The 12,231-nt window shown below is 70.3% G+C and carries 13 protein-coding genes; 5 read left to right on the top strand and 8 right to left on the bottom strand.

Translation table 11 applies throughout. From position 1 onward, the window contains the following. The 3 genes from VED21_RS20705 to VED21_RS20695 all read right to left on the bottom strand — a co-directional run. On the bottom strand, positions 1–260 hold a 260-nt coding region (locus tag VED21_RS20705; protein WP_324885548.1), incomplete at its 3' end, for a c-type cytochrome. Between the two features lie 157 nt (positions 261–417). Beyond that, the gene (locus tag VED21_RS20700) at positions 418–576 is read right to left on the bottom strand and encodes a hypothetical protein (RefSeq protein ID WP_324885546.1); all 159 of its coding nucleotides are present in this window, start codon (positions 574–576) and stop codon (positions 418–420) included. A gap of 115 nt (positions 577–691) precedes the next feature. Then, positions 692–1,123 carry a hypothetical protein gene (locus VED21_RS20695; RefSeq protein ID WP_324885544.1) on the bottom strand — a complete coding sequence of 144 codons (432 nt, stop codon included), beginning with the start codon at positions 1,121–1,123 and terminating at the stop codon, positions 692–694. Positions 1,124–1,257: 134 nt separating this feature from the next. Here VED21_RS20695 and folK point away from each other — a divergent pair, with 134 nt between their 5' ends. From folK to VED21_RS20680, 3 genes are all read left to right on the top strand, one after another. Next, positions 1,258–1,800 (top strand): 2-amino-4-hydroxy-6-hydroxymethyldihydropteridine diphosphokinase, encoded by a 543-nt coding sequence (gene folK, locus VED21_RS20690; RefSeq protein WP_324885542.1) that lies wholly within the window; start codon positions 1,258–1,260, stop codon positions 1,798–1,800. Positions 1,801–1,889: 89 nt separating this feature from the next. Then, positions 1,890–2,285, top strand: coding sequence for a hypothetical protein (locus VED21_RS20685; protein WP_324885540.1), 396 nt, complete (start codon positions 1,890–1,892; stop codon positions 2,283–2,285). A gap of 159 nt (positions 2,286–2,444) precedes the next feature. Then, positions 2,445–2,603 (top strand): hypothetical protein, encoded by a 159-nt coding sequence (locus VED21_RS20680; protein WP_324885538.1) that lies wholly within the window; start codon positions 2,445–2,447, stop codon positions 2,601–2,603. Between the two features lie 77 nt (positions 2,604–2,680). Here the strand turns inward: VED21_RS20680 and VED21_RS20675 are convergent, their stop codons facing one another. From VED21_RS20675 to VED21_RS20655, 5 genes are all read right to left on the bottom strand, one after another. Continuing rightward, a complete protein-coding gene (locus tag VED21_RS20675) occupies positions 2,681–3,049 on the bottom strand; it encodes a response regulator (protein WP_324885536.1) in 369 nt (122 codons plus the stop codon). 33 nt (positions 3,050–3,082) lie between these two features. After that, positions 3,083–5,011 (bottom strand): ATP-binding protein, encoded by a 1,929-nt coding sequence (locus tag VED21_RS20670; protein ID WP_324885534.1) that lies wholly within the window; start codon positions 5,009–5,011, stop codon positions 3,083–3,085. 89 nt (positions 5,012–5,100) lie between these two features. Beyond that, on the bottom strand, positions 5,101–5,868 hold the full coding sequence (locus tag VED21_RS20665) for an RNA methyltransferase (protein ID WP_324885532.1): 768 nt from the start codon (positions 5,866–5,868) through the stop codon (positions 5,101–5,103). Between the two features lie 13 nt (positions 5,869–5,881). Beyond that, complete coding sequence (locus tag VED21_RS20660) at positions 5,882–8,203, bottom strand: NADP-dependent malic enzyme (RefSeq protein WP_324885530.1); 2,322 nt, start codon at positions 8,201–8,203, stop codon at positions 5,882–5,884. 380 nt (positions 8,204–8,583) lie between these two features. Further along, complete coding sequence (locus tag VED21_RS20655; protein WP_324885528.1) at positions 8,584–9,888, bottom strand: dicarboxylate/amino acid:cation symporter; 1,305 nt, start codon at positions 9,886–9,888, stop codon at positions 8,584–8,586. 366 nt (positions 9,889–10,254) lie between these two features. On the opposite strand from VED21_RS20655, the gene VED21_RS20650 reads away from it, so the two are divergent. Together VED21_RS20650 and VED21_RS20645 are read left to right on the top strand one after the other, a co-directional pair. Beyond that, entirely contained in the window at positions 10,255–12,009 is a 1,755-nt protein-coding gene (locus tag VED21_RS20650) for a sensor histidine kinase (protein ID WP_324885526.1), read from the top strand. Beyond that, positions 12,006–12,231: response regulator (locus VED21_RS20645; RefSeq protein WP_324885524.1), on the top strand; the 226-nt coding region annotated here is incomplete at its 3' end. The genes VED21_RS20650 and VED21_RS20645, both read left to right, overlap by 4 nt.

The following is a 12,231-nucleotide window of genomic DNA, read 5'->3' as shown; positions in this document are numbered from 1 at the left end:
TCCGGCGTCCAGGTCAGGCCGGCGGCGGCCTTCTCCTGCATCGGCTTGGAGTACTTGAAGCCGTCGATCGAGCCGGCCTTGCGGCCGACGACGCCGAACAGGCTCGGGCCGACCTTGTTCTTGCCCTGCTCGACGGTGTGGCAGGCCATGCACTCCTTGAACACTTCCTTGCCCGCCGCGGCATCGCCGGCAGCCTGCGCGCCGGTGGCGCCCATGGTGAGGCCGAGGACGATCGCACCCATGAAGAGGTTCTTATTCATCAGCTTATTTCCTTCTTCGCAAGCCGGCCGCGGCCGGCGAATATCGCTGCTCTGAACGGGGCCGGCAGGCGCCGGCCGGGGTCGCGCGCAGCATACACAGATTCGGAAAAACGCCAACCCCTGAGGATCGACGCCGCCCCCCACTCTCCCACGGATTTCAACCCGTTCCGAAGAGCAGCGCGACAAGCACCACCGCCACCACGAGCGCGACCCAGGGCAGGTACGCTCCCCGTCCCGAACGCACCGCCGGGAGCGGCAGCGGCACTTCGGGCGGAGTTTCCATCCGCTGGTTGTGGCGGGCGTCCTTCCGATCCATGACCGCACTCCTGTCCGATGGGCCGGCCGGACGCCGCGCCAAGCTAGCGTTGGCGGGGCCGGCCGCAAATAGAACATTCGGCGCAGTCGTTTATTCCCTGCCGCGGAGAACGGCGTCAGCGCGCCATGCAGGTGTTGACGATGGGCGCGCAGGCGGCGAGGTCGGCGCCGGGGCCGTAGTTCACCTGCTGCACCACGCCGCCGCGCAGCACGAAGGTCGCCTCGCAGCCGCGCCCGCCGCCACCGCCGCCGAACAGCGGCACGCCCAGGCCGAGGCCCAGGCCCACCCCGCCGCCGCCGCTGCCGCCGGCCACGCCGATGCTGGTGGTGGGGCCGGCCGAGGCGTAGCTGGGCCGCGCCACGTAGGTGTAGTACTCGGCGCCGTCGGCGCTCGCCTGCCGCTCGGGCACGCCGGCGCAGGACAGCAGCGCCCCCTTGGGCATGCCGACCAGCGCGCCCTGCGCGCGCTGCGCCACCTCGATCCGCTCCGTGTCGGCGCACCCCGCCAGCGCAGCACCGGTCAGGGCCAGGAAGACCAGGGTCCGCATCGCATCCCTCCCGTCACATTCCCTGGAAGAACCCGGCGCCCAGTTTAAGGTTCCCTGGCCTTAGAAGGCGGTTTCGGGGACCGGCCGGGCGTGGTAAAGCCCCCTACCCCCGTTCCTGTCAGCGCGAGGACCGCATGACCACCGTCTATCTGGCGCTCGGCTCCAACCTCGGCGACCGGCTGGCGAACCTGCGCGACGCGGTGGCGCGGCTGGCCCCGGAGGTGCGCGTCGCCGCGCTGTCGCGCGTCTACGAGACGGCGCCCATGTACGTCACCGACCAGCCGGCCTTCCTGAACATGGCGTTGCGGGCCGACACCGATCTGGCGCCCGAAGCCCTTCTGGCGCACGCCAAGCGGATCGAGGCGGAGCTGGGCCGCAAGACGGGCGGCGTGCGCTTCGGCCCGCGCGAGGTGGACGTCGACATCCTGCTGTACGGCGACACCGTCGTGACCACCCCGGCGCTGGAGATCCCGCACCCGCGCATGGCCGAACGCGCCTTCGTGCTGGCCCCGCTGGCCGACGTGGCGGCGGATGCACGGCACCCGGTGCTGGGGCGCACCGTCGCCGATCTGCTGGCCGCGGTGCCCGGCGCCGACACGGTGGTCGCCACCACCCTGACGCTGACCCCGACGCTGGCCCCCGACGCTGGCCCCGACTCTGGATTGACGCTGGGTTGAGCGCGCCGCCGGTGGCGTTCCGCCGCCGCCGTCCGCTATAGTGCGGGGGACGGCGCGGCACCGCCGCGGGCGTCATGGAGTATCCTTTCTTGGCCGACGACACGTTCCCGCGGCGCGCCGCCAACAGCACCGGTACTGCGCCGACCTACACCATCTTCCTGAACGACTTCACCGCGCCGGTCGCCATCCGGGGCGAGGCGGCGCGGCGTCCGGCCCGCTTCAACGTGCGCCTCACCGTCGCCCATCCCGGACCGGGCTTCCCGGACAGCATCCACGCCGTCATGTCGTACGAGGACATCGTCGAGGATCTGCGCCGCCTGTGCGCCGGCCCCGCCGTCCCCGGCCCGGAAGACCTCGCCGAGAGCGCCGCCGAGCTGTGCCTGGAACGCCCCAAGGTGCGCAAGGTCCGCGTCGAGGTCGAACTGACCGCCGGTGCGGCCGGCGAGGCCTCGGCCGGCGTCGCCATCACCCGTGAACGCGCCTGACCCATCCATTCGGCGAAGCGGCCTACGCCGCATGGCTATCCACCCAAAGCGTTAATGACGGAAAATTTCGCGTTGCACTAGAATTGCGAAACTCCGTTGCTGGCGTATACTGATAACGAGGTATCGGCCGTTCTGGGATTTCACCATGGGGAGGAGACGATGGAGCACAGGAAGGACCCGACCCTGTCCGAACTCCTCGACGACCCGCTCGTCGTGGCCGTAATGAGGCGTGATGGCGTGAGTCGCGAGCACCTTCAACAGCTCATGGCGCAGATCCGCCGCAACCTCCGTGACCAGAACGGGCGAGCCGCGGCCTGACACACCGCGACACGACCGCCTGACACCCCCGCACCCGTCGCACCGCGACCGGGTGCGGTTTCGTTTCTACGGGATCGTTATTCCCCCAGCACGTCCTTCACCGCGTCCATCACCTCCGCCGGGGTGAAGGGCTTGCGCAGCGTCTTCTGCGCCCCCAGCGCCTCGGCGACCGGCAGCACGTCCAGGGAGGCGCGGGCGCCGCCGCCGGAGATGGCGATGATGCGGATGGCGGGGAAGCTGCGCCGCAACTCCATGATGGTGGCGAGCCCTTCCTGGTTCGGCATGAAGATGTCGGTGATGACGAGGTCGGCCGGGCTTTCGCGGAAGCGCGCCACGCCCTCGATCCCGTCCCGCGCCCCCACCGCCGTGTGGCCGCCGCGCGTCAACGTGCGCAGCAGCATGGTGCGGACCATGTCGTCGTCGTCGATCACCAGCACGGTCGCCATGGCGGGCTCCTTCCGTCACTCACGTCTTCACGATCACGTTTTCGAACCGCGCCGCTCGGCGACCAGCCGGTCGACGAGCGCCACGAAGCCGGCGGGCTCCATCGGCGTCCGGATGACCTGCGTCACCCCCGCGGCGCGCGCGGCGGCACCCTCGACCGCGAGGTCGGCGTCGGCGCACACCAGGATGGGGATGCCCGGCGAGGATGCCGCAAAGGCCCGGGCCAGCGTCAAGAGCTTCCACGCCTCGGCGGCGTCCTGCTGGGCCAGGACGACCAGATCGAACCGGTCCGGCACCAGCGTGAACAGGGCGAGCGCCCGCCGGCTGTTCACCGTGGCGAGCACGCGGAACCCCTGTGAGCGCAGCAGCCGCCCAGACAGGGCGCACATGGCCCGGTCGGCATCCACGAGCAGCACCCGCCCGCGCCCGCTGCGCCCCGCCGGGCAGTGCGGCGTGCCGGCGTCGAAGGCCGGCAGAAGGATCGCCACCGTCGTCCCCTGCCCCGGCGCGCTGGCCACGTCGATGACGCCGCCGTGGTCCGCGACGATCCCGTGCACCGCCGCCAGCCCCAGGCCCGTGCCCTTGTCCACCGGCTTGGTGGTGAAGAAGGGTTCGAAAATGCGCTCCAGGGTCGCCGCGTCCATGCCGCAGCCGGTGTCCGCCACGCTGAGGCGCACATAGCGCCCCGGCGCCAGCTGGGCGCGCGCCAGCGTCGTGGCGTGCTCGACCGCGACGTGCGCCAGCGCCACGGTGACGGTGCCGTCCATCGCGCCGGCCATCTCGCCTATTGCGTCCACCGCGTTGCGGCAGAGGTTGATGACCGTCTGCTGGATCTGCATGGCGGCGGCCAGAACGACCATCGGCCCCCCGTCGGCTTCGAAGCGGACCTGCACCGCCGCGGGGATGGCGGGTTGCACGAGGTGCAGCGCGTCCTCCACCACCGCCCGCAGGTCGACCGGCTCGCGCCCCGCCGCCTCCTTGCGCGAGAAGGTGAGGAGCTGCTGGACCAGCCCCTTGGCCCGGTTGGCGGCGGTGGCGATCTGCGCCACGTCGTCGTGCGGCTCGCTGCCCGGCGGCAGGGCGTCGAGCGCGAGATGGCTGTAGCCGAGGATGACCGTGAGGATGTTGTTGAAGTCGTGCGCGATGCCGCCAGCCAGCACGCCCACCGCCTGCATCTTCTGGGCGCGGCGGATGTGCTCCTCCGCCTGCCGGCGTTCGGTCACGTCCTCGGCGGTGGCGGCGAGGTTGACGACGCGCCCGTCCGCGTCGCGCATCGGCGACGCCTTCATGGCCACCCAGTAGACGCCGCCGTCCGGCCTCGTGGCGGCGAACTCGCCCTGCCAGCGCTCGCCTGCCGACAGCGCCTGCCAGACGGTGCGCAACGTCTCCGCCACCGGCCCGCCGAAGCCCCGGACGAAGGCATCCAGGTCGCCCACGTCGGCCGCCGGAACGCCGGTCATGGCGGTGAAGCGCCGGTTGACGTACTTGACCACCCCGGCCACGTCGGTGATCACCACCGCCTGCGGGCTGTGCGCCATCGCGTGCGAAAGCAGGCGCAACGTCTCCTCCCCGGCGCGCGGACCGGCGCCGGTGACGTCGAAGGCGTGGCTGACGCAGCGCTCCCGCCCGTCCGGTCCGGTCCGCAGGACGGTGACCGTCTGCCACCACGCGATCCGGCCGTCCTGGCCGATCACCCGGTGGTCGGCGTGGCGCACCCGGCCGGCGCCCCGACCTGCGCCACGGGCGCGGGCCTGCGCCACCTCGTCCAGGAAACGCGCGCGGTCGTCAGGGTGCAGGACGTCGGCCAGCGACGCGGCCGGACGGCCGAGGAGGGCCGCGACGCCGTCCGACACGGCGTCGAGCGGCAGCCCGGCGGCGTCGCGCCAGTGCAACACGAGCAGGCTCTCGTCCGGTACCGGTGGATCGGTGGACGGTGAAGTGGTGGACGGCTCCACCCGCTGCATGCCTCAACCCCGGCGGCATTTCGACGGAGGTAATACTACCCCGCTTCGCCGCCGGGTTGAAGCCCGAGGAACGCTCAGCGTGCCTTCACTCAGCGCGCCTTTACGAAACGGGCGAACAGCGCCAGGCTGGCCGCCACGGTGGCGTTCAGCGATTCAACGGCACCCGTCGTCGGGATCGACAGTCGCCGCGCCGGCAGGTCCGGCGGCACGCCCTGCCCTTCCTCGCCCAGGATCAGTCGCAGGTCGCGCGGCCAGTCGAGGTCCGACAGGTCCTCGCCCCCGGCGTCCAGCGCGAACATCGGCCCGGCGGCCTGCGCCAGCGCCGGCCAGCGCGGCCCCTTCAGCAGCGTCAGCTCGAACTGCGCGTTGGAGGCGGCGCGCAGGCATTTGGGATGGTAGGGGTGCGCCGTTTCCTCCAGCAGGATCACCCGCCGCGCGCCGAAGGCGGCGGCGCTGCGCAGGAGTGCCCCCAGGTTGCTGGGGTCGCCCAGCGCGCAGACCAGCTCCAGCCCTTCCGGCGGGCGGGCTAGGTCCACCATGGGCATCGCCGGCACCGTGCCGACCAGCAGCGGGAAATCGGTGCCCGACACGTCCAGGCGACGGAAAAGGGCGGGTGCCAGCTGCACCGGCTCCACCCCCGGCGGCAGCGTCCAGCCGGCGACCTGCGCCGGGTCGGTGACCAGCAGGGTGGTGAAGCGATCCGGGTGGCGGGCCAGCGCCTCCGGCACGGTCTTCAAACCGGCCAGCAGGAACCGGCCCTGCTTCTTCAGCCCACGGCTTTCCAGCAGCGATTCCCACAGCTTGAACTGCGGGTTCTGCGGGCTTTCGATCAGGCGGGGCGGCGGCATCGGCGTCATGCCGCCGTGCCTATCATTCCTCCGCGGCGGCGTCCACCACCGGCGGGCGGGGGGCGGCGGCGACCGGGGCGGCGAGCTGGGCGTCCACCACGGCGATGGCCGTCATGTTGACCAGCCCGCGCACGGTGATCGACGGCGTGACGATGTGCGCGGGGCGCGCGGCACCCAGCAGCATCGGCCCGACGTTCTGCGCGTCGCCCAGCACCTTCAGCATGTTGAAGGCGATGTTGGCGGCGTCCAGGGTGGGCATCACCAGCAGGTTGGCCTGACCCTTCAGGCGCGAGTCCGGCAGCACGCGGTTGCGGATCGCCTCCGACAGGGCGGCGTCGGCGTGCATCTCTCCGTCCGCCTCCAGCTCCGGGAACTCCTCGGCCAGCAGCTGGCAGGCGGTGCGCATCTTGCGCGCCGTCGGCGTGTCGGCGCTGCCGAAGTTGGAGTGGGAGAGCAGCGCCACCTTCGGCTCGATGCCGAAGCGCCGCACCTCCTCCGCCGCCAGCCGGGCGATCTCCGCCACCTGTTCGGCGGTGGGCTCGCAGTTGACGTAGGTGTCGCTGAGGAAGTAGGTGCCCTTCTCCAGGATCAGCAGGTTCATGGCGCTGGCGACCTTCACGCCCTTGCGCAGGCCGATCACGTCCATGACGTGGCTGAGGTAGTCGCCGTAGCGGCCCGACGTGCCGCAGATCAGCGCGTCCGCCTCCCCGCGCTTGACCATCAGCGCGCCGAACACGGTGGGCTGGGTGCGCACCACGTTGATCGCGTGCGCCGGCGACACGCCGCGCCGGCCCATCAGGCGCCGGTAGACCTCGGCATAATTGTGGTAGCGCAGGTCGCGGATGATCTCAATCACCTCCACGTCCCGGCCCGGCTTGATGCGCAGGCCGAGTTCGGCGATGGAGCGCTCGATCGCCTCGCGCCGGCCGATCAGCACGGGCTGGGCGATGCCCTCGTCCACGGCGGTCTGCGCGGCGCGCAGCACGCGCTCGTCCTCGCCCTCGGCGTAGACGACGCGCTTGGGCGCCTGCTTGGCGCGCAGCATCATCGGCCGCATGACGAGGCCGGAGCGGAACACGTACTGCCCCAGCTCGTCCTTGTAGGCGCGGAAGTCCTGGATGGGGCGCGTCGCCACGCCGCTGTCCATGGCCGCCTTGGCGACCGCCGACGACACCTCGATGATCAGGCGCGGGTCGAAGGGCTTGGGCAGGATGTAGGCGGGGCCGAAGCGCAGGTCCTCGCTGGTGTAGGCGGCGGCCACCACGTCCGACGGCTCGGCGCGGGCGAGGTTGGCGACGGCGTGCGTGGCGGCCAGCTTCATGGCCTCGTTCACCGTGGTGGCGCCAACGTCCAGGGCGCCACGGAAGATGAACGGGAAGCACAGCACGTTGTTGACCTGGTTCGGGAAGTCCGACCGGCCGGTGGCGATGATGGCGTCGGGCCGGGCCTCGCGCGCCAGGTCCGGCATGATCTCCGGCTCCGGGTTGGCCAGCGCCAGGATGATCGGCCGGTCGGCCATGCGCTTGACCATGTCCGGCGCCAGAACCCTGGGTCCCGACAGGCCGAGGAACAGGTCGGCCCCGTCGATCACCTCGTCCAGCGTGCGCGCCGTGGTGTCCTTGGCGTAGGCCGCCTTGTAGGTGTTCATCTCCTCGTTGCGGTCCTGGTAGACCACGCCGACGCGGTCGACGAGCCAGACGTTCTCGCGCCGGATGCCCAGGCTGACCAGCAGGTCCAGGCAGGCGATGCCGGCGGCGCCACCGCCGGTGGACACGACCTTGATCTCGTCCAGCTTCTTGCCGACCAGCTTCAGCGCGTTCAGCGCGGCGGCCCCCACGACGATAGCGGTGCCGTGCTGGTCGTCGTGGAAGACCGGGATCTTCATCCGCTCGCGGCAGCGCTGCTCCACCTCGAAGCAGGCGGGGGCGGCGATGTCCTCCAGGTTGATGGCGCCGAACGTGGGCTCAAGGCGGACGATGGTGTCGACCAGCGCGTCGACGTCCGTCTCGTTCAGCTCGATGTCGAAGCAGTCCAGTCCGGCGAACTTCTTGAAGAGGACGGCCTTGCCCTCCATCACCGGCTTGGCGGCGAGGGGGCCGATGTTGCCGAGGCCGAGCACGGCGGTGCCGTTGGTGACCACCGCCACGAGGTTCGCGCGCGCCGTGAGTTCGGCCGCCTGCGCCGGGTCGTTGGCGATGGCCGTGCTGGCCGCCGCCACGCCGGGGGAATAGGCGAGCGCCAGGTCACGCTGGTTGGCCATCGGCTTGGTGGCGACGATGGCCAGCTTCCCCGGCTTTGGCCGCCGGTGGTAGTCCAGCGCGAGCTTGTCGAAATCCTCGGACATGCGCGTCCCTCCGCATGATTAACTTGTTTTCGGTTAATCGCGCTCCCTGCGATCAACCATTCGATGGCTTATAGCGTATTCCACGCGCTGCGCACAGCCGCCGCGACGCATTTCTGCGCGCCGATCGCAGAGTTGACGTTGGGTTTTCGCTGACGCTCAACCCAACCTACCGAAGCGTCGTAGGTTGGGTTGAGCGTCAGCGAAAACCCAACGTCTGAGCTTGTCGCAGTCATGCCGGCTGCATCGCATTGCATTGGTTCCGCTCGACGACTCCGACACGCATCGGCCCTCCGAACAGGTCACGCCACTATGACGGCGTTTGCCTCGGCCGGCAAAATGGAAAAGGGCGGAGCCTCCCGGCCCCGCCCCTTCCCTGCGGATCAGATCCGCGCCAGCGCCGGTTCCTTGAAGAAGTGCTGGTACTCCTCCACCGCCTTTGTCTCGTCGAACTCGCCTTCCATCTTGGCGACGACGATGGTGGCGACACCGTTGCCGATCAGGTTGGTGATGGCGCGCGCCTCCGACATGAAGCGATCGACGCCCAGCAGCAGCGCCAGCCCCTCGACCGGCAGGGTGCCGGTGGCCGACAGGGTGGCGGCCAGCGTCACGAAGCCGCCGCCGGTCACCGCGGCCGCGCCCTTGGACGTGACCATCAGCAGGCCCAGGATGGTGATCTGCTGCCAGATCGTAAGGTCGACGTTGAAGGCCTGGGCGATGAAGATCGCCGCCATCGACAGGTAGATCGAGGTGCCGTCCAGGTTGAAGGAGTAGCCGGTCGGGATGACGAGGCCGACCACGTGCTTGGAGCAGCCGAACTTCTGCATCTTCTCCATCATGCGCGGCAGCACGGACTCCGACGAGGAGGTGCCGAGCACGATGAGCAGTTCCTGCTTGATGTACTTCAAGAACGACCAGAGGCTGAAATTGTAGGCCTTGGCGATGGAGCCCAGCACGCCGAACACGAACAGCGCCATGGTGATGTACACGGCCGCCATCAGCTGCCCCAGCGAGACGAGCGAGGTGACGCCGTACTTGCCGATGGTGAAGGCCATGGCGCCGAAGGCGCCCAGCGGGGCCACGCGCATCAGGATACCGATCACGCCGAACAGCGCGTGCGCCGTCTTGTCGAAGACGTCCTCGACCAGCTTGCCCTTCTGGCCCATGGCGGCCAGCGCAACGCCGAAGATCACCGCGAAGAACAGGATCTGCAGCATGTCGCCCTTCACGAACGCGCCCACGACGTTGTCGGGCACGATGTTCATGAAGAAGTCGAGCGTGGTGTGGTTCTTCGCCTCCGTGGCGTACTTGGCCACCGCGTCGGCCTTCAGCTGGCCCGGCACGATGTTCATGCCGGCACCCGGCTGCACGAGGTTGACCACCAGCAGGCCGAGGCCCAGCGCGAAGGTCGTCACCACCTCGAAATACAACAGCGCCTTGCCGCCGACCTTGCCCACCTTCTTCATGTCGCCGATGGAAGAGATGCCGGTGACCACCGTCAGGAAGACGATCGGGCCGATGACCATCTTGATCATCTTGATGAAGACGTCGCCCAGCGGCTTCATCTCCACGGCGATGGCAGGATGGAAGTGGCCCAGCAGGATGCCGATGGTGATGGCGCTGAGGACCTGGAAGGTCAGGTTGGTGTAGAGCGGCTTCTTGGGGTGCTTGCGCGCGTCGGCGTGCATGACCGTCTCCTCGCGGGTGTCGTTCTGGCCCGGCCTCCAAGGGGCCGGCGGATGGGTATCCCGGAGAGCAATCGCTGTGCCAGCGAACAAGTCATTGATTCTGCCGGACTTAAGGCAGAGCGGCGGCGGGAATCCCGCACACCGGCGCCTTTATCCATGTGCGGAAAACCGCACACGGCGACGCACTCTTGCTGCGCCGCAGCAAAAACGGGAAGGAGATTAGCGTCGGCATGGTGCGGCGCGACATTCCGTTATCCGGCCGGCGTGGAACCGCGATTCCGCCCCGCACCCTTCCCGAAAATCCAACTTGCCCCCCGCCGCCGGCCGGGCGCAGAACCGTGGCCCCGGAAAAGGGAGGACAGCGGTTTGATCGAGACGGTGATGCGGTCGCTGCGCGGCATGGCGGGACGGCGGCCCTTCGCGGCGACAGTGCGCCTTGCCCTGTTGCTGGGATTGCTGGCGGCGGCGCTGGCCGGCTGGGCGGCGGCGGCGTGGACCGAGGCGCGCACGCGCGACGCCCTGCGCGACGAGGAGCGCGCGCAGCTCGCCCTCTACGGCGCCAACCTGCGCACCGAACTGGAGAAGCACCGCGCGGTGCCCTTCGTGCTCGCCCGCGACGTGGAGGTGGCGGATCTGCTGATGATCCCCGCCCCGCGCACGGTGGAGCGGATGAACCGCAAGCTGGCGGAGATCGCGAAGGCGCTGCCGGCCTCCGCCCTCTACGTCATGGACGAGGAAGGCGTGACGGTGGCGGCCAGCAACTGGGACCAGCCGGACAGCTTCGTCGGCCAGAACTTCGCCTTCCGTCCCTACTTCCGCGACGCGGTGGAGCGCGGCGAGGGGCACAATTTCGCGCTCGGCACCACGTCGCTGAAGCCCGGTTATTACACGGCGCACCGGGTGGTGGCGGAAAACCGCACACTGGGCGTCGTCGTCCTGAAGGTGGGGTTCGAGGCGCTGGAGCAGGGCTGGCGCGCCGCCCACGACAAGGTCGCCGTCACCGACCGCGACGGCATGGTCTTCATCACCAACGTCGATGCGTGGCGCTACCGCAGCCTGCCCGGCGCCAAGCCCGCCGATCCGGAGGCCGTCAACCCGCTGCCCTGGCGCATGCTGCCGGACGGCGAGGTGCTGGTGGAGGACGGCGCGGCGCGCCGGCCGCACCTCCTGCAATCCGCCGCGGTGCGCGAGGGCGACTGGACGCTGCACATCCTGACCAGCCTGGATCCGGTCGGTGGCCGCGCCGCCACGGCCGGTGTGCTGGCGGCCGTTCTCGCCGGCCTGCTGGCGCTGAGTGGCGTGCTGCTGGCGCAGCGCCGCTCGGCGCTGGCCGAACGCCTGGCCTTCCAGGAGCAGGCCCGGCACGAGTTGGAGCGCCGCGTCGCCGAGGCCACCGCCGAGCTGCGCGCCACCGAGAACGAGCTGGTGCAGGCGGCCAAGCTGGCCGCACTGGGCCAGATGTCGGCCGGCATCGCGCACGAGATCAACCAGCCGCTGGCGGCCCTGCGCACCTTCGCCGACAACGCCGCCGTTCTGCTGGAGCGCGGCCACAACGACCGGGTGCGCGAGAACCTTGCCGAGATCGCGGCGCTGACCGACCGCATGGCGACCATCACCCGCCACCTGAAGGGCTTCGCCCGCCGCGCGTCGGGCACGCTGGGCGCCGTCGCGGTGAACGGCGCGGTGCGCGAGGCGCTGGCGCTGCTGGAAGCGCGGCTGCACCGCGACGCCGTTTCGGTGGCGCTGGAACTTCCGCCGGAGCCGGTGTGGGTGCAGGGGGACGACGTGCGCCTCCAGCAGGTGCTGGTCAACCTGTTCTCCAACGCCGCCGACGCCATGCGCGGCGGGCCGGTGCGGGTGCTGGGCGTCCATCTGGCGGCGGAGGGGGCCGACGCCGTGCTGACCGTACGCGACACCGGCCACGGCGTGCGGCCCGACGCCCTGCCGCACCTGTTCTCCCCCTTCTTCACGACGAAGGAGGCGGATGAAGGGTTGGGCTTGGGCCTGTCGATCAGCCATGGCATCGTGACGGACTTCGGCGGCAGCATCGCCGCCGCCAACGCCCCGGACGGGGGTGCGGTGTTCACCGTCCGTCTGAAACGCACGGAGCCTCCCGCATGACCTCCGCCGGTGCCGTCCTGTTCATCGACGACGAGCGGCCAATCCGCATGGCCAGCGGCCAGGCGCTGGAACTCGCCGGCTTCGACGTGACGGCCGTGGAGAGTGCCGGGCGCGGGCTGAAGCACGTCAGCCGCGACTTCCCCGGCTGCGTGGTCAGCGACGTGCGCATGCCGGGCATGGACGGGCTGGAGTTGCTGGCCGCCGTGCGCGCCGTCGATCCCG

The organism is Azospirillum sp., from assembly GCF_035627195.1.
Classification (GTDB): Bacteria; Pseudomonadota; Alphaproteobacteria; order Azospirillales; family Azospirillaceae; genus Azospirillum.
The sequence above is the reverse complement of the archived record's forward strand: the minus strand, read 5'-3'. Positions and strand labels throughout refer to the sequence as shown.